Source organism: Copranaerobaculum intestinale, assembly GCF_009831105.1.
Taxonomy (GTDB): domain Bacteria; phylum Bacillota_I; class Bacilli_A; order Erysipelotrichales; family Erysipelotrichaceae; genus Copranaerobaculum; species Copranaerobaculum intestinale.
In genome coordinates, this window is the sequence record NZ_WUUQ01000002.1 from 342,873 (window position 1) to 362,435 (window position 19,563).

The window sequence follows — 19,563 nt, forward strand, 5'->3', positions numbered from 1 at the left end:
TATGGTTGATTACGAGAAAACGGTATTGGATCTGGTTCGTCCTATCGTTGATGACAAAAATTCACTGTCCGTAAAAGTGATGCCGAGTCTGGACGATCGTGAGATTCTGCTTTATATTTATGCCAACAGTGATGATGTGGCACGCTTGATCGGCCGTAAGGGTGCGATGGCGAGTGCAATCCGTCAGATGATGTCTGTGGCATCCCGTAAAGAAGATAAAAGAGTTACCATTAAGTTTGAATCATATTAGGATGCTGATCGCATCCTTTTTTTGGAGGTAAGTATGGAGTATATCAAAATAGGAGCGATTGCGGGCACACATGGACTGCGCGGTGAAGTCAGTGTGAAATCCTTCACGCAATTCAACGATATTCGCTTTGCCAAGGGCAGTATCATCTTTCGTGAAACATCATCGGGCATGCAGGAATTGAAAATTGTCTCGATGCGCCAGAAAACCGATCGGATCCTGCTTCAATTGGCAGGCTATGACCACATTGAACAGGTAGAAGCATGGAAAGGTTCACTGCTTTACATTCAGAAGGATCAGCTTCATGAATTGGATGAGGATGAGGTTTATTATTTTGAACTCATGCATTGTCAGGTGGTTGATATGGAAGGCCGATTGTTGGGGGAAGTGAGCGATCTGATCGAAACCGGCAGCAGTGTAGTACTGCGGGTGAGTGGTGATAAAGAAATCCTGATTCCATATGTAAAAGCGTTTGTGAAAGAAGCAGATATAGCGGCCAAGCGCATCGTTGTTGAATTGCTGGAGGGAATGGTATGAGAATCACCATGCTGACGCTGTTTCCGGAATACTTTGACAGTTTCCGTACAACCTCGATCATCAAGCGGGCGTTGGAGCGGGAGCTTGTTACTTTTGAAACGGTGAATTTCCGCGACTATACTCTTGATAAACACAATAAGGTAGATGATACTCCATGCGGCGGCGGACAGGGAATGCTGCTGTCAGTACAGCCGATCGCTGACTGTCTGAAAGCAATTCGTACACCGGGTTCGCTTGTGGTGATGATGACCCCGCAGGGCCGTACATTTAATCAGCAGACTGCACATGAATTTGCTGATATTTCACATCTGATCATTTTATGCGGTCATTATGAAGGCTTTGATGAACGGATTCGTTCATATGTAGATATGGAAGTGTCACTCGGTGATTTTGTACTAACCGGCGGAGAGGCTGCTGCGGTGGTAATCGCAGATGCGGTTATGCGTCTGCTGCCAGGCGTCATTCTTGAGGATTCTCATGCGGATGATTCTTTTGAGAACGGCCTGCTGGAGTATCCGCAGTATACGCGTCCGATTGAATTTGAAGGAAAAACTGTTCCGGAGGTGCTGATGAGCGGTCATCATGCGAATATCCGCAAATGGCGGCTGGAACAATCGCTTCGCCGAACTATGGAAAAACGTCCGGATTTATTGGAAAACCGAACCTTCACCAAAGAAGAACAAAAACTCATGAAGCAGATTCAGGAAACCGATGAAGAATAACCGATTTTTGGGAAATAAATTCTTTACAAGCGACCAGGAACATGCTATTATGATATGGCCTATTGGCACGCGAGTTCCGCTGAACATCATGATTCATGAGCTTCGACGTAAAACAACTTGAAAAGGAGTGCCGTAATTATGAACATGAATTTAGTAAATGAAGTAACCAAATCACAGTTAAAGAAAGATGTACCGACCTTTCGTCCGGGTGACTCAGTACGCGTTCACGTAAAGATCAAAGAGGGTGACAAATCTCGTATCCAGAACTTTGAAGGTGTGGTAATCAACAAGCAGGGCGGAGGAATCAATGAAGTGTTTACCGTTCGTAAGATTTCCAACCAGATTGGTGTGGAAAGAACCTTCCCGGTACATTCACCGATTATTGACAAAATTGAAGTGATTCGCCACGGTAAAGTCAGAAGAAACAAATTATACTACCTGCGCGGCCGTTCTGGTAAAGCTTCTCGTATTAAAGAAATTCGTTAATCGAACAAAAGCCGGCGTTGTCGGCTTTTTGTTTGTTTGAAAGGAAAGCTTATGAAAGATCATAATCATGTAAAGAAAGATAACGAAAGTATGGATAACCGAATTAAAAAGGAGCTGCTGTCACTTGTGAAGATCTTTGTAATTTGTTTAGTCAGCGTATATCTGATTACAAATTTTATCGCAAAGCCGATCCGGATTGAAGGGGAAAGCATGTATCCGACGCTGCAGGATGAAGAGCTTGGTCTTACCAATGTTTTTGCGGCGAAGTTCCAGAAGCTGAAGCGTTTTGATGTGGTGATCGTGAATATTCCAGACCGTGATGAATATTGGGTGAAACGGATCATCGGCATGCCGGGAGATACGGTAGCGGCTAAGGATGATCAGGTGCTGGTGAACGGAAAACCAATTAAAGAGCCTTATTTGAATAAAAAATATGTGAAGGGCATGCGGAATAATCTGGGAATGTTTACAGAGGATTTTCAGCCGGTCAAACTGGGAAAAGGTGAATTTTTCTTAATGGGTGATAATCGTCCCCGTTCTGTTGATTCACGCTATTACGGGCCGTTTAAAAAGGATCAGATCATCGGCCGCAGTGTCACCATCCTCTATCCGTTTGATAAAATGAAGGTCGTAAAAAATGACTTTTAGCAATCCTTGTTTATGGTATACTGAATAGGTAAAGGAATGATGAAAATGAATAAAGAGCAAACGCCGTATAAAAAGCGGCATGACTATCTGTTAGAAGTACTTGATTGGGTGCGGACCATTCTGATATGCATGGTTGGAGTTTCGATCTTTGTTCATTTTTTCTTTCGGCCGGTGCAGGTTGATGGACAATCCATGCAGCCGACGCTTTTAAACAATGAAATTGGGTTTTCCAATGTATTCAGCAGACTGACCGGGTCAATTCATCGCTTTGATGTGGTAGTGGTACGTGAACCGGTGAGCGGGGATCTTTGGGTAAAGCGGGTCATCGGATTGCCTGGTGAAACGGTAAAGTATGAAGCCGGTAAGTTATATATTGATGGAGCTTATATCAAAGAGCCGTTTTTGAATAAAGCGTATATGATTAAGGACAGCGGCAGTACTGATGCCTTTACAAAGGATTTTAATACCGATGGGAAAGTGGATTACAACAATGACGGTAAAATCGAACCGCTGAAAAGTGATGAATATTTCTTAGTAGGCGATAATCGCAATAATTCTTATGATTCAAGATCGCGGGGAGCATTTCATGAGGATGAGATTGTCAGTAAATCAGTATATATTATCTATCCGTTCCAGAAAATCGGCGCGGTGGAATAGGAGCTTATAATGAGTGAACGGAAATTGAATATCAACTGGTTTCCAGGTCATATGACCAAGGCAAAGCGGGAGATGGAAGAAAAATTAAAATTGGTAGATATGGTTATTGAATTGCGGGATGCACGTATTCCTAGCGCAAGCGCGAATCCTTTGCTGGCAGATTTGACAAAGCAGAAGCCGCGGCTGATCATTATGAGCAAAGCGGATAAGGCAGAACCGATATACAGCGCGAAATGGGTGGAAAAGCTGAGTAAAGAAGGGGTTCGGGTCGTAGTAATGGATTTAAATCATGACAATGTCATAAAAATTGTCAGTGAAGCAGCTCGGGAATTAATGAAAGCAAAGCTTGAACGGCAGATACGACGGGGGATTCGCCCCCGTCCGATACGCTCAATGGTCGCCGGCGTTCCCAATGTTGGAAAATCTACTTTAATCAACCGTATGGCTAAGAAAAAAGCAGTTCAGGCAGCGGATCGTCCCGGGGTTACAAAGGCTTTGCAGTGGGTCAAGGTCAGCAAAGAGCTGGAGCTGCTTGATACACCGGGTGTTTTGTGGCCGAAGTTTGACGATGAACAAATCGGACTTCGGCTGGCCGTTAGCGGTGCGATTCGCGATGAAATCCTGCCACTGGAGGAGGTAGCTGTTTTCGCAATGAAATTTCTGATTCAGCATAAACCGGAAGTGATCGAGGAACGCTATCAGGTAACGCTGAGTGATGATCCGTATGTGATGCTGGAGCGGATAGCCGATGCCCGAGGTTATCGATTAAAGGGTGATGTGTGGGATGAAAAGCGTACGATTGAAACCTTTATTCGTGATATTCGAGATGATCAGCTGGGACGGATCACTTGGGAGCTTCCCGATGAAATGTGAGAATGTCTATGAAAAAGCTTGGTGGAAAGAAGGCCGTCAGCATATCATCGGATTGGATGAAGCCGGACGGGGACCATTGGCCGGGCCTCTGGTTGTAGCAGCGGTAGCATTTCCAATCGGATATGAGCATGAAGCGATTTATGATTCTAAGAAGGTGTCAGAGAAGAAGCGCGAGCAATTGTTTCGGGAAATCATTGAGCAGGCTGAGGAATATCATATTGCAATCATTGAACCGAAAATTATTGATGAACAGAATATTTATCGGGCAACTCAGCATGCGATGGAAGCTTTGGTGCAGCAGTTTCAATATGCAGATGGGGTGCTGAGCGATGCGATGCCGCTTCCCGGATGTGCAGTGGAAACCATCGATTTGGTCAAAGGCGACCAGAAAAGCGTCAGTATTGCGGCTGCCAGTATTTTGGCGAAGGTGACCCGTGATCATATCATGATGGGCTATGATCATCTGTATCCGCAGTATGGATTTGCCCGCCATAAGGGATATGGCACAAAAGAACATCTTGCAGCCTTGAAAAAATATGGAGTATTGCCGATTCATCGGCTGAGCTACGCTCCGGTCGCCCAAATGAGGCAGCTTCAGTTAGAGCTTTAGAAATTCCTGAAAGGATTAGGAATTTCTTTTTTTATACCTTATATATAAATGTGGATATAGTCTGATGGAATAAAGCATATCCGGCAGGGATCAGAAGATCTGTTCATGAAGAGAAAACAGCTATGGGAAGGCGGATATAGGAAAATGAATATTGCAGAGAAACAGAATATGCGAAAACAGATACTGGCTTATGCACTGCGCTATCAGGGAGATTGGAATAAAATTGCCAAAGCGATTGCTGAACAGGAGCGTTGGACAGCGATCAGTTATCCGGAAAATTATGTGACAGTGTTTGAGGAAGCATATCCGCAAGCACTGCGAAATCTGCAGTTTGCACCGTGGATTTTGTTTTACCGCGGAGATTTGAGCTTAACAAACCAATCGGCAATCAGTGTGGTCGGCAGTCGTAATCCGGATGAGTATGCATTGCGGCAGTGTCAGCGAATTGTGAATTTGCTGAAACCGCATGAAGTAATTATCAGCGGGCTGGCAAAGGGAATTGATGGCGCTGCTCATCAGGAAGCGTTGTCTCATCGAACGATCGGTGTGATAGGATGCGGCTTGGATATCGGTTATCCGAAGGTGAACCGGCAGCTGCAAAAACAGATGGAGGAGCACCATCTGGTGCTCAGTGAATATCCCAATGGAGTAAAGCCGCTGGCTTTTCACTTTCCCTGGCGCAACCGTATTCTGGCGGCTTTGGGAAGAGCGCTGATTGTGGTAGCGGCGGCACCGCACAGCGGAACCATGCTGACGGTGAATGAAGCACTTGCATGCAGCCGTCCGGTATATTGTGTTCCTCATGCGATGGATAGTCCCTGCGGCCTTGGCTGTAATCTCTTGATATCACAAGGAGCATTCATCCTCTGTGAAGAAGATGATATCGCAAATATTTAAACTTGTATTTGACAAAATTGAAAAATAGGCAATAATATAGTACGAAGTTCCTCAGGAGGAGTTATATGAAGAAATTAGTTATCGTTGAGTCTCCAAGCAAATCAAAAACGATTGAGAAATATTTAGGCAAAGATTATACCGTTGTGTCCAGCAAAGGGCATATCCGCGATTTAGCAACATCGGGAAAAGGCGGTCTCGGTATTGATATTGATAATGATTTTAAAGCAACCTATAAAATCAGTCCGGACAAGCGTGAAATTGTAAAGGAATTGAAGAATGATGTGAAAAAGGTCGATGAAGTCTATCTGGCAAGTGATCCCGATCGTGAAGGGGAAGCAATTGCATGGCACCTGGCTCAGGAGCTGGGACTGGATATGAATGAACAGAATCGTATTATTTTTCATGAAATTACGAAAAATGCGGTATTGGAAGCATTTGATCACCCTCGTTCAATCGACCAGGATCTAGTGAAATCACAGGAAACTCGTCGTATGCTCGACCGCATTATCGGGTTTAAACTATCTAAGCTATTGCAAAGCAAGATCAAGTCTAAGTCAGCCGGCCGCGTGCAGTCCGTAGCACTACGGTTGATCGTTGAGCGGGAAAATGAAATTCGCGCTTTTAAGAGTGAAGAGTACTGGACTTTACAGGCCAATATTGAAAAAGATGAAGCAAAATTCAGTGCTAATCTGGTAAGAGTGGACGGCAAAAAGGCTGAGCTGCACAATCAGGAAGAAACCGATGCAGTCATCAATCGCTGTGTTGGTGATTTTACAGTATCTTCGATTGAGAAAAAAGTTCGCAAGAAAGAATCGAAAATGCCGTTTATTACATCAACGCTCCAACAGGAGGCGAGCACCAAGCTTGGATTTGGTGCGAAAAAGACCATGCAGATCGCACAGAAATTGTATGAAGGTATTGATTTAGGCGGTCATAGTGAAGGCTTGATTTCCTATATGCGTACCGATTCGACGCGTATGTCTGATTTATTTATCAAGGATGCCATGCAATACATCGAATCTGAATTCGGTAAAGAATATGTCGGCAAGGCTCGCCAGAAAAATAACGAAAATGCACAGGATGCTCACGAGGCAATTCGTCCGACCAGCATTGACAACGCTCCGGATAAGGTAAAGCAGTATTTGACCAACGATCAGTATAAGCTGTATAAGCTGATCTATATCCGCGCTATGTCATCTTTGATGGCACCGGCAAAAAGCAATGTCGTGAATGCAACAATTGTGAATAACGGCTGTGAATTTACGGCCAGCGGCTCAATCATTGTATTCGATGGTTATTTAAAACTGTATCATGAATATGAACAGACCAAGGATGAACTGCTGCCGCTTTTAAAGGAACAGGAAATTCTGGAGCATGTGGAACTGGAAGGGAAACAGCACTTTACTGAGCCGCCGCTTCGTTATTCAGAAGCCCGTCTGATCAAGGAAATGGAAGAAAAGGGAATCGGACGTCCTTCTACCTATGCGATTATTATTGATACGCTGCAGGCTCGCGGCTATGTATCGCTAGAGAAGCCAAGTGAGGGAAGCAAAACCAAAGTGTTTGTTCCTACCGATCAGGGAGAACTCACGGATGAAAAGCTGCAGGAGTTTTTCTCGAGTATCATCAATGTCATGTATACGGCAAACATGGAACATCATCTCGATGAAATCGCCGGCGGTGAACGCGATCATATTCGCGAACTGCGGACGTTCTATGACGAGTTTGAACCGTTGTTAGAAACCGCATATGAAAAAATGGAAAAGAAAGAACTGGAGCGTACCGGAGAGATGTGTCCGGACTGCGGCAGTGAGCTGGTATACCGCAACGGCCGCTATGGGCGGTTTATTTCCTGCATCAATTTTCCAACCTGCCGATATACGAAAAATGAAAATCCGGAAGAAAATGAGGAAAGTGAAGAAACCTGTCCGCAGTGCGGCAGTAAGATGGTCATGAAAAAAGGCCGTTATGGGTCCTTCTTAGCTTGTTCCAACTATCCGGAATGTAAATATATCAAGAATAACAAGGTAAAGGAACCGCCGGTTTTGACCGGTGAGAAATGTCCGGACTGCGGCAGTGACCTGGTACAGCGCAAATCTCGTTTTGGTACAACATTTATTGGCTGCTCCAATTATCCAAAATGCCGATATATAAAGAAAGAGCCTAAGGATGAAACAAAGAAAGCATCTGCAGAAAAGAAAGCGGTGCGTAAAACGACAAAAAAGGCGGTAAAGAAATCCGTTAAAAAAGTTGCGGGAGATGAGGCATGAAGCAGGTAACTGTAGTCGGTGCCGGGCTTGCGGGCTGTGAAGCAGCCTGGCAGTTGGCCAATCGCGGTATTTCTGTAACTCTGATCGAAATGCGTCCGGTAAAAATGACGCCGGCACATAAAACTGCGGATTTTGCAGAACTGGTATGTTCTAATTCCCTGCGTTCCGATGCACTCACCAATGCCGTAGGGGTATTGAAACAGGAAATGCGAATGCTGAATTCCGTTATTATGGAGGCGGCTGACGCCCATCGCGTACCCGCAGGCTCTGCATTAGCGGTAGACCGTGAAGCGTTCGCAAAAACAGTAACTGAAAAAATCAGCAGTCATCCAAATATCACGATCGAACATCGGGAAGTATGCGAGCTACCGTCTGGTCCGGTAATTTTAGCTACCGGTCCGCTCACTAGTGATGCTTTAGGCAAAGCAGTCAAAGCGCTGCTTCATGAGGATACTTTTTACTTTTATGATGCGGCGGCGCCAATCGTGGAGCGCGACAGTATTGATTTTACCAAGGCATATTTTAAATCCCGTTATGACAAGGGTGATGCAGATTATATCAATTGCCCGATGAATGAAGAAGAATTTCATCGGTTTTATGAGGAATTGATTCACGCAAAAACTGCTGATATGCATGAGTTTGAAGATGAAAAATATTTTGAAGGATGTATGCCGTTTGAGGAAATGGCCCGACGCGGAGAAAAAACCCTGCTATTTGGTCCAATGAAGCCGGTCGGTCTGCAGCGACCTGATGGAACGCGGCCGTATGCAGTCGTACAGCTTCGTCAGGATAATGCGGCAGCCAGTTTATATAACATTGTAGGGTTTCAGACACATTTGACCTGGGGAGAACAAAAACGCATTCTAGCACTGGTACCGGGGCTTGAAAATGCCAGCATAGTACGTTATGGGGTAATGCACCGCAATACTTATATCTGTTCTCCAAAAGTTTTAAAACCTACCTATCAATGCACATTAAGAGACGATTTATATTTTGCCGGGCAGATGTGCGGAGTCGAGGGTTATGTGGAAAGTGCCGCCAGTGGATTATTGGCAGGGATCAATATGGCGAAGCAGCTGCTTAATGAAGCACAGATCATATTGCCGCCAACCTGTGTCATGGGTTCTATGGCACATTATATAACGCATACGCATCCTGATTATTTTCAGCCGATGAATGCGAATTTTGGCATCATGCAGCTGCTGGTTAATGTCAAAAAGAAAGATCGTAAAGAAGCCTATGGAAAACAGGCGTTGGAAGTGATGGAATCATGGCTGCCCAAATTGACGTAATGAAGCAGCAGCTTCAGCAGTTTTTGAATTTTGTCAAGCAAAGAAATACCGGTTCCAAGCATACCTTGGATGCCTATGAACTGGATATATCGGATTTTATCGCATATCTGTCCAGCCAATCTGTGGATACCTTTGATGATGTTGATCGGATTGTCGTTATGAATTATATTGCCGAACTAAGACTTCGCGGGGGGCGGCAGGGGGCCATGAAAAATACCACGGTGGCCAGACATCTGTCCTCGCTGCGTTCGTTCTATCATTATTTGAATACCTATGTCGGTGTTATTCATAATCCATTCCTTTATGTGAAAAGTCCAAAACGAGCTAAACGAATACCTGAATTTTTGTTTTATGATGAGATGGATGCTTTTCTTGCTTCAATTGATGAGCAGGATGAGGCAGGGATCCGCAATCGCGCAATGTTTGAAATCATGTATGCCTGTGGCTTGCGTGTCAGTGAAGTTGTTCAGCTGAAGCTTTCGGATATTGATTTTCAGGATCAGATACTGCATGTGCTCGGTAAAGGCGACAAACAGCGGCTCGTCCCTTTTTATGATCTTGCGAAAGATAAGCTGTTATATTATATCCAGCATGTCCGGAGTAAATGGATGCATCAGGTAACGCATGAGTATGTCTTTATCAACCAGCGCGGCGGTCAGCTGACGTCTCGTGGTGTCCAATACCTCATGGAAAAGCAGGCCACGCTTTGTAATCTGCATATCCATGTGCATCCGCATATGTTTCGACATACCTTTGCCACCCATTTGCTTGATAATGGAGCTGACCTTCGCGTGGTACAGGAACTGCTCGGTCATTCTTCGTTGTCAACGACGCAGATTTACGTGCATGTAACGCAGGATCGGCTGAAAAAGGTATATGATCAAGCGCATCCAAGAGCTTGATTCCCATAAAATGTATGAATTTTATTTGCTTTTCTTGTGTTTTTATACGAACTGTTGTATGATATCAGAAAGATTATGTCTATAAAAGTGTACAAATATAGACATTCTTTTTTTTTGATTTTTTACCTGCATTTGGTAATATTTTTAGATAATTACAGTAATTTCTGTGCCTTAACCTCTTTCTTTGAAAGGTACACATTCGTACACAATTTGATATTATCTTTCAGGAGGAACGCATATGAAATGGTATGAAAAGCAAAAAATGATATTCGCGACGAAAGAAAAAAAAGATGAATGGCCCAATGCAGATGTGAAGGAATTGAGCGAAGAAGCGTCAAATAAGGAAAAGGATGATAAATTGTCGGAAATAGTAGAAGCGATGATTGTGGAAGAGGAAGCGGCAGCAGGGGAAAAACACTCCTTTGAACCGACAATAATTGGAGAGGGATGCGTGATTGAAGGGAATATTACAACCGCAGGTGATATGGTCTTTCAGGGCAATGAGATCCGAGGAAATCTTGAAACGCACGGGAATCTTGAATTTACCGGTACAATTATCGGTGATATAATCTGTCATGGGAATTTATCCGTGAAAAGGGCTACTATGCAGGGAAATATCCAATGCGGTGAAGCACGAATTGAAAATGGCAGTATCGAAGGAGATATATCCTGTAGCGGAAAGGTTACGGTTGAGAAAGATTCATCGATAAACGGCAACATAACAACAGAAAGCATGGAAACAAACGGACAGATAAACGGACAGATAATTGCTTCGAAGTCGGTTTGTCTTGCCTCCTCTGCAATCATGCTCGGTGATGTGAGCAGCGGCGATATTGAAATAGAGCGAGGGGCACTCATGCGCGGAAATATTATAATGAAGCAGGATAATTAAGCAGAAACTGGATGAACAGAATTCATCCGGTTTTCTTTTTGGTTGACTATATCGATATTCGACTGTATAATGTAAATAGAAAGATGTATCGATAATCGATAGTGTGGTGGTGACATGGCAAGAGAACAGTTAAAGACACTGACGGAACAGATGTACTATATCATGCTCGCACTGCGTCATGAAAACTTCGGCTATGGAATTATGGAAGAAGTAAAAAAGCGTACTGGCGGCCGGGTTGAGATCGGTGCCGGCACCCTGTACGCCTTGCTTGCGCGGTTTGAAAAAGAGAAGATCATTTGCTGTACCAGAGAAGAAGATCGCAAACGCTATTATCGCTTGGATGAAAAAGGAGAACAGATGCTGAAAGACGAGTACAGACGATTAAAGCAGTTGATTCTGGATGGGGAAGAATTGGAGGAGGCAAAATGAAAAAGAAAGAGAAGATCATGAGCTATCTGGCTATGGAATATAAACAGATGGAGCTGTATTTTGAAGATATGGCAAAAAAGGGATGGTTGTTAAAGGATTATGAAGAGCTGTTCTTCAAACAGGTGAATAATGCCGTGTTCATGCAAAGCGAACCCAAAACGGTACAGTATTGTGTTGATTTTAAATCAAATGATTCTTATGACTATTTTGAAACCTGTCGTTTAAGCGGATGGAACTATGTGGCCTCGACATCGTATTTTCATATTTTTATGCATGAGGGTGAATCAATCGTTCCGCTTCAAAGTGATGAGAGAATTGAAAGTCAATTGATCTATGATCAGGTCTATCGCAAGGAGCTGCGTAAATTTTATCGGGGCGTATTCATATTTATATTTATTATGTATCCGGGTATTGAACGGCTGCTGAACCCTGCCATATATGAAAACCCTGGATACACCGTCACTCATTTGTCCGATTTGATGATGCTGGGCATGACCTTGCTGTATTTTCTGTATAGTGTAGTAATGATTGAAACGATCAGGCACATGATGAAAAAACGAACCTTTCTGAAGCGCAGCCGGCATCCGCTTTCACGGTTTCTCGGTATTTATCCCTTCACAGTCGCAATGACGATATTTATCATTTATGATATCATCAACAATCTGCAGCAGGGTAAGGCTCCTCTTGATCCGTTCGTATTGATAATTGCTGTTCTCATTTCCTTATGCTATTCAGGAATTTATGCAATCCGTAAAAAAGGCGAACGAATAGGAGAATCCTCGGTGTCTGATAAATGAAAACAGCCTTAATAACTGCATGTTTTTGTAAAATAACAGTTGTAACTCAAATGGATTATGCTATAATATATATTGCGCAAAATTGCGCGAATACACACATCATGGATTCAGCAGCCCGTGCTCTAGAAACGCAAGGTGCATTTCGATAATGAGTTGCTGCTGTCAGAAATGATGGAGGCTTAACGGAAAGTGAGGATTTATTTATGCCAGTTGTATCAATGAGAAAGTTATTAGAAGCTGGTGTTCACTTCGGTCATCAGACAAGACGCTGGAATCCGAAGATGAAACCAAACATCTACGCATCCAGAAATGGTGTTTACATCATTAACCTGGAGAAGACGATGGAACAGGTTGAAACTGCTTATGCCGCAATGAAGGATATTGCTGAAAAAGGCGGAAAAGTACTGTTCGTAGGAACAAAGAAACAGGCAACTGCCGTTGTTATGGAAGAAGCTCTGCGTTCTGGTTCATTCTTTGTTAACCAGAGATGGTTAGGTGGTTTGCTGACAAACTTCCGTACAATTCAGAAGCGTGTTCGCCGTCTGATTGAAATCGAAGAAATGGAAGCAAGCGGTGTTATCGATGTTTATCCGAAGAAAGAAATTGCTCAGATCCGCAAACAGAAAGCGCGTTTGGAAAACTTCCTCGGTGGTATCAAGGAAATGAAAAAACTTCCGAATGCAGTCTTTGTGGTTGACCCTAAGGAAGAACACAATGCAGTAGCGGAAGCAAAAAAACTGGGTATCCCGGTATTTGCCATGGTTGATACCAACTGTGATCCGGAATCGGTAGATTACCCGATTGCATCCAATGATGATGCTTTACGTTCTGTAAAACTGATCGTTACCCTGATGGCTGATGCGATTGTTGAAGCAAAGGGCGGTTTGCTGAGCGTAGCGCATAATGTAGATGAAAATGAAGCCGACGTTACGATGAAGGATGTTATCGTAAATGTTGAAGAACAGATTGCTGAAAATGAGCGTCGCCGCCGTCAGCGTAATGAAGAGCGCCGTAACCGCCGTCCTTATGACAAGAACCGCGGTCCTAGACGTGACGGCAATCGCCCTCCGTTCCAGAGAAGAGAAACGGAAGAAAATAAAAATGAAGCTGCAGCAAATGCAAATCAGGAAGCCAAAGCTGCTCCTGCTGAAGCAAAAGCTGAAGCTGCGAAATAATAGGAGGCCACAGAAATATGGTTACTGCTAAGGATGTAAAGGAACTGCGTGAAAAAACTGGCGCAGGCATGATGGACTGTAAAAAAGCGCTGACTGAGTGCGATGGTGATATGGCCAAAGCAATTGATTGGCTGCGTGAAAAGGGTATTGCTAAGGCTGCTAAAAAAGCTGATCGTATCGCTGCCGAGGGTCTTTCCCGCGTAGCGGTCGAGGGCAATACTGCCGTTGTATTCGAAGTTAATACAGAAACTGATTTTGTTGCGAAAAACGAACAGTTTTTAGGACTGCTGGATACTATGAAGGAAGTATTTTTACAGGTTAAACCAGAATCTTTGGAAGCTGCTTTGGCTGCTGAAAAAGATGGTAAGAGCATTGAAACAATGATTACCGAAGCTACTGCTACGATCGGTGAAAAGATTTCGCTGCGTCGCGTTGCGGTTGTGACAAAGACTGATGATGAAATGTTCGGAAGCTATATGCATATGGGCGGAAGCATTTCTGCTTTGGCATTATTAAAGGGAAAACAGGACGAAGCGGTTGCAAAGGATATCGCAATGCAGGTTGCATCTATGAACCCGGGATATGTTACGCGTAACGACATGCCAAAAGAAATCGTTGATCACGAACGTGAAATTCAGACGGAAATCACAAAAGCAGACGAAAAGCTGGCAAACAAACCGGAAAAGGTTCTTGCTGGTATTATTGAAGGACGAGTATCTAAAAATCTGCAGGATATGTGTCTGGTAGAGCAGCCATTCTTTAAAAATCCTGATCAGAAGGTTGGTCAGTATGTGAAAGAGGCTGGTGCTGAAATTGTATCCTTCGTACGTTTTGCTGTAGGTGAGGGCATTGAAAAGCGTGAAGATAACTTTGCCGATGAGGTTATGAATCAGGCGTTTGGAAACTAATTGAAAAGGACACAGCGTGTCCTTTTTTTAAGGAAGAATATTTATCATTATATTTTTTATAAAACTGGTAAAGCTTCTTCTTTTTCTTGGCTATTTACGTTATAATAAAGACGTATTATGGCTGGATATGTATAACGACAAGGAGCAGGTGAATAATGTATGTATAATCGGGTGCTATTGAAATTAAGTGGTGAGGCTCTGTCTTCACCCGGGAATGCTTTTGATCCGCAGATTTTAAAGAATCTCGCTTTGGAATTGAAAGAGGTTGCGGCTCTGGGAGTTGACCTTGCCATCGTAGTCGGCGGCGGCAACTTCATTCGCGGTAAACTGGCGGAATCGGTTGGTATTGAACGGGTGCAGGCAGACTATATGGGAATGCTGGCTACAGTAATCAATGCGTTGGCGGTTCAAAGTGCTCTTGAACAGGAGGGCGTACCGACAAGGGTGCAGACAGCAATCGAAATGCAGAAGGTTGCAGAGCCGTTTATTGTCCGTAAAGCGCTTCGTCATCTGGAAAAAGGGCGGATTGTCATATTTGGAGCAGGAACTGGAAATCCTTACTTTTCTACTGATACTACCGCTGCTTTACGCGCCAGTGAAATAAAGGCCGATGTAATTTTAATGGCAAAAAATGGTGTTGACGGCGTTTATGATGCGGATCCTAAGCTGAACCCGGAAGCGAAAAAATATGAATCGCTGACATATATGGATCTGATTCAGCAGGGTCTTCAGGTAATGGATACCACGGCAACTTCTATGTGTATGGATAATGATATCGATCTTGTCGTATTTAATATGAATGAGCCTGGAAATATCTTGAAAGCAGTAAAAGAGGATATTACCGGAACGGTGATTACTAGAGAAAGGAAGGAATAATATATGCAGGAAATTTTAAACAGTGTAACGGAAAAAATGGAAAAGGCTATTTCTGGATTAGAAAACAACTTAAAAACAATTCGTACCGGCAGAGCGAACCCAACTCTTTTGGATCGCGTACATGTTGATTATTACGGTTCTGCGACTCCATTAAATCAGTTGGCAAGCATTCAGGTGGTGGAAGGTCGTCAGCTGATGATCAAACCGTTTGATAAGAATATCTTGAAAGATGTAGAGCATGCGGTATATGCTGCTGATCTGGGATTGACGCCGCAGAATGACGGACAGGTTATCCGTATTTTAGTGCCTGCACTTACGGAAGACCGTCGCAAAGAATTGGCAAAGGATGCGCATAAAATGGGCGAAGATGCGAAAATCATCGTACGTAATGCCCGTCGTGACGGCAATGATATGGTGAAGAAAAATGCTGATCTTACGGAAGACGGCAAACATGATGCAGAAGATCAAATTCAGAAGCTGACGGATGTGTACGTTAAGAAAGTAGACGCTGTCATTGCGGAAAAAACCAAAGAAATCATGTCTGTATAACCCAAGTAGCAGTAACGAATCAAGCAGAACCCACAGACTGTGGGTTTTACTTTTAGGAGGTAGGAATAATGGATGCCTTGCATATACCTGAGCATATTGCCATAATCATGGATGGCAATGGTCGGTGGGCGCAGAAGCGGGGACTGCCGCGTACCGCCGGACACAAACAAGGAGCAGAGAATATACGAAAGATTGCGATTGCCTGCAGTAATATGGGCGTGAAGGCTTTAACCGTTTATGCGTTTTCAACCGAGAACTGGAAGCGGCCAACTACGGAAATCGATTATTTATGCAAACTTCCCAAGCTCTTTTTTAATCGTTATCTGACAGAACTGATCAAAAATAATATTCAGGTTGTCAGCTTAGGTGAAATAGAAAAGTTTCCATCGGAGACACAGGAAGTTATCCGTTCAGCTGTTGAAAAAACGGCACATAACACGGGAATGCATTTATGTCTGGCAGTAAATTATGGTTCCCGGCGAGAAATCGTACTGGCGGCACAGTATTACGCGGAGGACCGAATGAAAAATTCTGATATGCCGCTTTTGGATGAAGCGATGTTTAATCGGTATCTGATGACGGCTGATCTGCCTGAAGTCGATTTGATGATTCGTACCAGCGGTGAGCTGCGCATCAGTAACTTTCTGCTGTGGCAGATTGCTTATGCGGAATTGATCTTCACAGATGTGGCCTGGCCGGATTTCGATGAGCGGCAGCTGCAGCAATGCATTGAGGAATTTAATAAGCGAAATCGCCGCTTCGGAGGTTTGTCATCATGAAAGTTAGACTTATGACGACCCTGCTGATTCTTGCTTGGATTGTCCCAGCTCTATTGTATGGCGGATTTCTACTGCATGCACTGATTGCCTTCATAATTATCTGTGGCGGATTGGAGCTGTTATCACTTACCGATCAGAAATCCATGTGGCCGCGAGGATTAAGAGTTATTGCAATGATTTTTGTATTTATTCTGATTTATGTGCAGAACTATACCCACATCGCACAGCGCTCAGCCTTGGCAATGGGGATTCTCTCTATGTCCATGCTCTTTTATTTATCGATTCCGATCTTCACGGATCGTTTTCATATCAAGGATTCCTTTTTATGTATAACGTATATTGCGTTTTTCTATTTCATTGGAAGCGGTTTTTTGGATATTTTCAAAGCGAATAAATTATATGTCTGGATTTTATTCTTTGCTTCGTATGCTTGTGATACCGGCGCTTATTTTACCGGTATGCTGATTGGAAAGCATAAGCTGAATACTCGTATTTCTCCAAAGAAAACAGTTGAAGGAGCAATTGGCGGCTGGGCTTTTGGCTTCCTGTTTAGTTTTGGTTTTGCATATTTGTTTGTGGATACTCTGCCGATGTGGGCAATCTGGATGTCAGCACTCCTGCTTCCGATTGCCGGGCAGATCGGTGATCTTGCCTTTAGTGCGATTAAGCGCTGTTACGGTATTAAAGATTTCTCTAATCTTCTGCCGGGACATGGCGGTGTGCTGGATCGTTTGGACTCACTCATTTTCACAATGATTTGTTTCCATTTTATTATGATTTTGATGGCGGTGATGTAAGTGAAAAAAATAATTGTGCTGGGAGCCAGTGGCTCGATCGGCATTCAAACTCTGGATGTCATTAAAAATCATCCAGAAGAATTTGAATTAAGTGGGATCAGCGTTGGCCATAATATCACAAAACTGCGTGATATTTTGACGGCATTTTCCATATATGATGTATGTGTTGCCGATGCGGATGATGCTGAAGCGCTGAAGCATGAGTATCCGCATATTCATTTTTACTATGGTGAACCGGGAATGTGCGAACTGATCGAGCGGGTTGCTTGTGATGTGGTGGTCAATGCAGTAGTCGGATTTCGCGGTTTGCTGCCCAGTCTGACAGCAATTCGCTACCACCGGGTACTTGCGTTGGCAAATAAAGAATCGTTGGTTGCCGGCGGTGATTTGGTAAAGGCGGAGCTTAAAAAGTATCAGGGAAACCTGTATCCGATTGATTCCGAGCATAGTGCAATCTTTCAATGTCTGCAAGGCAATGATGCCAAGACGGTAGAACATTTGATGATCACAGCCAGCGGCGGTAGTTTTCGCGATAAAACTCGGGAGGAATTGAATAAGGTTACCGTTGCGCAAGCTCTTCATCATCCTAATTGGTCGATGGGAGGCAGAATTACCATTGACAGTGCTACCATGATGAATAAGGGATTTGAAGTGATCGAAGCCCACTATCTGTTTGATATCTCATACGATCGAATTAAGGTGCTTTTACATCCTCAAAGCATTGTGCATTCCATGGTGCAGTATACTGATCAGGCAGTTATCGCACAACTGGGTACAGCAGATATGAAACTGCCGATTCAATATGCGTTAAGCTGGCCAAGACGGTTGAAGCTGTATAACAGTGAACCTTTTGATTTGGTGAAAGTAGGACATCTGGATTTTAAAGCAGTGGATGATGAGCGGTATCCGCTTTTGAAGCTGGCATTTACTGCCGGACGCAGAGGCGGCAACAGCGGAGCGATCTTAAACGGGGCAGATGAAGCAGCGGTCGATTTGTTTCTTCATGATAAAATTTCATTTCTTGAAATCGAAGAAGCAATCTTTGCGGCTTATAAACATATTCCTTATATAGCGGACCCTTCGCTTGATGATTTAATAGAAACCGACAGAAAGGCTCGTGAATATGTTTATCGTGAGTGGAAAGGAGTCCTTTCATGAATTTGATGACGATCATATATTTTGTGATTTTACTGGGAGTAATTGTATTTATCCATGAGCTGGGACATTTTATATGGGCTAAGCGTTTTGGTGTGTACTGTTCTGAATTTTCTATTGGTATGGGACCAGCGCTTTATAAAAAAACCATTGGTGAAACTACTTATGCGCTGCGAGCTCTACCACTTGGCGGTTATGTACAGATGGCAGGAGAAGAAGGAACTGATACGGAAGGCATTCCTTTTGAACGAACTATTAAGGGTATCAAAGTGTGGAAGCAGGTCATTGTTATGGCAGCCGGTGCGGTTATGAATATTCTGCTTGCATGGATCATTATGGTCGGCATTTCCATGTATCAGGGGGTCGTCGTACAAACTCCGGAACCTGTTGTATCCAGCGTACAGAGCGGTTCCCCGGCGGAAAAAGCAGGGTTTCAGGCCAATGACCGAATTTTGAAAGTATCCTTTCATAATGGCAAAAAAGTGATCGAACCGGATACATTTGATGATATTATCATGGAAATGAACAATTATCCAAAATCCACAGCGGTTTATACAGTACAACGAGATGGTCAAACACTTGAGATTGCTTGTAAGCCGACATATCTAAAAGATGAAAATCGTTATTATATCGGTGCGAACTATACTCCGGTAGTAAAAAATATAGCATGGTATGAGTCTTTCAAATATGGAACGCAAAACTTATTGGATATGACTACCAGTATCTTCGACGCTCTAGGTAATTTGATTCAGGGAATCGGACTGAATAATCTATCGGGACCGGTAGGTATTTTTGAGATAACGGCAAAGACAGCCGCAAACGGTTTATTATCGATGCTGAGTTTATTGGCGCTCCTATCGCTCAATATCGGTATTTTCAATCTATTGCCATTACCAATCTTGGATGGCGGCCGCATTGTCTTAACCCTTTGTGAAAAGGTTTCCGGGCATAAGATGAGTGAACGCTTTGAATCTGCGATCATGATGGTCGGGGTTGTTATGATCATTGCGATTATGGTGTTTGCCACTTGGAATGATTTAACTAGGATTTTTTAAGAAATTGAAA

23 protein-coding genes are annotated in these 19,563 nt (G+C 43.5%); all 23 read left to right on the forward strand.

The genetic code is table 11. The annotated features are described in order from the left end of the window. Position 1 precedes the first annotated feature (1 nt). Positions 2–250, forward strand: coding sequence for a KH domain-containing protein (locus tag GSF08_RS06470; RefSeq protein WP_160625017.1), 249 nt, complete (start codon positions 2–4; stop codon positions 248–250). A gap of 33 nt (positions 251–283) precedes the next feature. After that, complete coding sequence (gene rimM / locus GSF08_RS06475) at positions 284–784, forward strand: ribosome maturation factor RimM (protein ID WP_160625018.1); 501 nt, start codon at positions 284–286, stop codon at positions 782–784. Next, a complete protein-coding gene (gene trmD / locus GSF08_RS06480) occupies positions 781–1,506 on the forward strand; it encodes a tRNA (guanosine(37)-N1)-methyltransferase TrmD (protein ID WP_160625019.1) in 726 nt (241 codons plus the stop codon). The genes rimM and trmD overlap by 4 nt, the downstream gene beginning before the upstream one ends. Positions 1,507–1,644: 138 nt before the next feature. Then, positions 1,645–1,992, forward strand: coding sequence for a 50S ribosomal protein L19 (gene rplS, locus GSF08_RS06485; protein ID WP_160625020.1), 348 nt, complete (start codon positions 1,645–1,647; stop codon positions 1,990–1,992). A gap of 51 nt (positions 1,993–2,043) precedes the next feature. Then, positions 2,044–2,640, forward strand: a complete 597-nt coding sequence (gene lepB, locus GSF08_RS06490) for a signal peptidase I (RefSeq protein WP_160625021.1) — start codon at positions 2,044–2,046, stop codon at positions 2,638–2,640. A 45-nt stretch (positions 2,641–2,685) separates the two neighbouring features. Further along, positions 2,686–3,297 carry a signal peptidase I gene (gene lepB / locus GSF08_RS06495; protein ID WP_160625022.1) on the forward strand — a complete coding sequence of 204 codons (612 nt, stop codon included), beginning with the start codon at positions 2,686–2,688 and terminating at the stop codon, positions 3,295–3,297. Positions 3,298–3,306: 9 nt separating this feature from the next. Continuing rightward, positions 3,307–4,170 carry a ribosome biogenesis GTPase YlqF gene (ylqF, locus tag GSF08_RS06500; protein WP_160625023.1) on the forward strand — a complete coding sequence of 288 codons (864 nt, stop codon included), beginning with the start codon at positions 3,307–3,309 and terminating at the stop codon, positions 4,168–4,170. Then, on the forward strand, positions 4,160–4,780 hold the full coding sequence (gene rnhB, locus GSF08_RS06505) for a ribonuclease HII (RefSeq protein WP_160625024.1): 621 nt from the start codon (positions 4,160–4,162) through the stop codon (positions 4,778–4,780). The genes ylqF and rnhB overlap by 11 nt, the downstream gene beginning before the upstream one ends. 105 nt (positions 4,781–4,885) lie before the next feature. Further along, entirely contained in the window at positions 4,886–5,677 is a 792-nt protein-coding gene (locus GSF08_RS06510) for a DNA-processing protein DprA (protein ID WP_347337986.1), read from the forward strand. Between the two features lie 65 nt (positions 5,678–5,742). Continuing rightward, positions 5,743–7,947: a type I DNA topoisomerase gene (topA, locus tag GSF08_RS06515; protein ID WP_160625025.1), complete on the forward strand. Its 2,205-nt coding sequence runs from the start codon at positions 5,743–5,745 to the stop codon at positions 7,945–7,947. After that, complete coding sequence (gene trmFO, locus GSF08_RS06520; protein WP_160625026.1) at positions 7,944–9,239, forward strand: methylenetetrahydrofolate--tRNA-(uracil(54)-C(5))-methyltransferase (FADH(2)-oxidizing) TrmFO; 1,296 nt, start codon at positions 7,944–7,946, stop codon at positions 9,237–9,239. The genes topA and trmFO overlap by 4 nt, the downstream gene beginning before the upstream one ends. Next, positions 9,218–10,141, forward strand: coding sequence for a site-specific tyrosine recombinase/integron integrase (gene xerA, locus GSF08_RS06525; protein ID WP_249805944.1), 924 nt, complete (start codon positions 9,218–9,220; stop codon positions 10,139–10,141). The genes trmFO and xerA overlap by 22 nt, the downstream gene beginning before the upstream one ends. A 238-nt stretch (positions 10,142–10,379) precedes the next feature. Next, positions 10,380–11,033 carry a polymer-forming cytoskeletal protein gene (locus tag GSF08_RS06530; protein WP_160625027.1) on the forward strand — a complete coding sequence of 218 codons (654 nt, stop codon included), beginning with the start codon at positions 10,380–10,382 and terminating at the stop codon, positions 11,031–11,033. 114 nt (positions 11,034–11,147) lie between these two features. Beyond that, complete coding sequence (locus GSF08_RS06535; RefSeq protein WP_160625028.1) at positions 11,148–11,462, forward strand: PadR family transcriptional regulator; 315 nt, start codon at positions 11,148–11,150, stop codon at positions 11,460–11,462. After that, the gene (locus GSF08_RS06540; protein ID WP_160625029.1) at positions 11,459–12,259 is read left to right on the forward strand and encodes a DUF2812 domain-containing protein; all 801 of its coding nucleotides are present in this window, start codon (positions 11,459–11,461) and stop codon (positions 12,257–12,259) included. The genes GSF08_RS06535 and GSF08_RS06540 overlap by 4 nt, the downstream gene beginning before the upstream one ends. 203 nt (positions 12,260–12,462) lie before the next feature. Further along, positions 12,463–13,434, forward strand: coding sequence for a 30S ribosomal protein S2 (gene rpsB / locus GSF08_RS06545; RefSeq protein ID WP_160625030.1), 972 nt, complete (start codon positions 12,463–12,465; stop codon positions 13,432–13,434). Positions 13,435–13,451: 17 nt separating this feature from the next. After that, complete coding sequence (gene tsf, locus GSF08_RS06550; RefSeq protein WP_160625031.1) at positions 13,452–14,342, forward strand: translation elongation factor Ts; 891 nt, start codon at positions 13,452–13,454, stop codon at positions 14,340–14,342. Positions 14,343–14,501: 159 nt separating this feature from the next. Further along, positions 14,502–15,218: a UMP kinase gene (pyrH, locus tag GSF08_RS06555; RefSeq protein WP_160625032.1), complete on the forward strand. Its 717-nt coding sequence runs from the start codon at positions 14,502–14,504 to the stop codon at positions 15,216–15,218. Positions 15,219–15,221: 3 nt separating this feature from the next. Beyond that, entirely contained in the window at positions 15,222–15,767 is a 546-nt protein-coding gene (frr, locus tag GSF08_RS06560) for a ribosome recycling factor (protein ID WP_160625033.1), read from the forward strand. 68 nt (positions 15,768–15,835) lie between these two features. After that, the gene (gene uppS / locus GSF08_RS06565; RefSeq protein WP_160625034.1) at positions 15,836–16,546 is read left to right on the forward strand and encodes an undecaprenyl pyrophosphate synthase; all 711 of its coding nucleotides are present in this window, start codon (positions 15,836–15,838) and stop codon (positions 16,544–16,546) included. Continuing rightward, positions 16,543–17,343: a phosphatidate cytidylyltransferase gene (locus tag GSF08_RS06570; protein ID WP_160625035.1), complete on the forward strand. Its 801-nt coding sequence runs from the start codon at positions 16,543–16,545 to the stop codon at positions 17,341–17,343. The genes uppS and GSF08_RS06570 overlap by 4 nt, the downstream gene beginning before the upstream one ends. Further along, positions 17,344–18,501 (forward strand): 1-deoxy-D-xylulose-5-phosphate reductoisomerase, encoded by a 1,158-nt coding sequence (dxr, locus tag GSF08_RS06575; protein WP_160625036.1) that lies wholly within the window; start codon positions 17,344–17,346, stop codon positions 18,499–18,501. Continuing rightward, positions 18,498–19,553 (forward strand): RIP metalloprotease RseP, encoded by a 1,056-nt coding sequence (rseP, locus tag GSF08_RS06580; protein ID WP_160625037.1) that lies wholly within the window; start codon positions 18,498–18,500, stop codon positions 19,551–19,553. The genes dxr and rseP overlap by 4 nt, the downstream gene beginning before the upstream one ends. Positions 19,554–19,563 lie beyond the last annotated feature (10 nt).

Coding starts and splice junctions, on each gene's coding strand:
- topA (WP_160625025.1), top strand. CDS start 5,743: ATGAAGAAATTAGTTATCGTTGAGTCTCCAAGCAAATCAAAAACGATT.
- GSF08_RS06530 (WP_160625027.1), top strand. CDS start 10,380: ATGAAATGGTATGAAAAGCAAAAAATGATATTCGCGACGAAAGAAAAA.
- GSF08_RS06510 (WP_347337986.1), top strand. CDS start 4,886: ATGAAGAGAAAACAGCTATGGGAAGGCGGATATAGGAAAATGAATATT.
- rimM (WP_160625018.1), top strand. CDS start 284: ATGGAGTATATCAAAATAGGAGCGATTGCGGGCACACATGGACTGCGC.
- lepB (WP_160625021.1), top strand. CDS start 2,044: ATGAAAGATCATAATCATGTAAAGAAAGATAACGAAAGTATGGATAAC.
- GSF08_RS06540 (WP_160625029.1), top strand. CDS start 11,459: ATGAAAAAGAAAGAGAAGATCATGAGCTATCTGGCTATGGAATATAAA.
- ylqF (WP_160625023.1), top strand. CDS start 3,307: ATGAGTGAACGGAAATTGAATATCAACTGGTTTCCAGGTCATATGACC.
- trmD (WP_160625019.1), top strand. CDS start 781: ATGAGAATCACCATGCTGACGCTGTTTCCGGAATACTTTGACAGTTTC.
- frr (WP_160625033.1), top strand. CDS start 15,222: ATGCAGGAAATTTTAAACAGTGTAACGGAAAAAATGGAAAAGGCTATT.
- GSF08_RS06470 (WP_160625017.1), top strand. CDS start 2: ATGGTTGATTACGAGAAAACGGTATTGGATCTGGTTCGTCCTATCGTT.
- xerA (WP_249805944.1), top strand. CDS start 9,218: ATGGCTGCCCAAATTGACGTAATGAAGCAGCAGCTTCAGCAGTTTTTG.
- tsf (WP_160625031.1), top strand. CDS start 13,452: ATGGTTACTGCTAAGGATGTAAAGGAACTGCGTGAAAAAACTGGCGCA.
- rplS (WP_160625020.1), top strand. CDS start 1,645: ATGAACATGAATTTAGTAAATGAAGTAACCAAATCACAGTTAAAGAAA.
- uppS (WP_160625034.1), top strand. CDS start 15,836: ATGGATGCCTTGCATATACCTGAGCATATTGCCATAATCATGGATGGC.
- rseP (WP_160625037.1), top strand. CDS start 18,498: ATGAATTTGATGACGATCATATATTTTGTGATTTTACTGGGAGTAATT.
- rnhB (WP_160625024.1), top strand. CDS start 4,160: ATGAAATGTGAGAATGTCTATGAAAAAGCTTGGTGGAAAGAAGGCCGT.
- rpsB (WP_160625030.1), top strand. CDS start 12,463: ATGCCAGTTGTATCAATGAGAAAGTTATTAGAAGCTGGTGTTCACTTC.
- pyrH (WP_160625032.1), top strand. CDS start 14,502: ATGTATAATCGGGTGCTATTGAAATTAAGTGGTGAGGCTCTGTCTTCA.
- GSF08_RS06570 (WP_160625035.1), top strand. CDS start 16,543: ATGAAAGTTAGACTTATGACGACCCTGCTGATTCTTGCTTGGATTGTC.
- GSF08_RS06535 (WP_160625028.1), top strand. CDS start 11,148: ATGGCAAGAGAACAGTTAAAGACACTGACGGAACAGATGTACTATATC.
- lepB (WP_160625022.1), top strand. CDS start 2,686: ATGAATAAAGAGCAAACGCCGTATAAAAAGCGGCATGACTATCTGTTA.
- trmFO (WP_160625026.1), top strand. CDS start 7,944: ATGAAGCAGGTAACTGTAGTCGGTGCCGGGCTTGCGGGCTGTGAAGCA.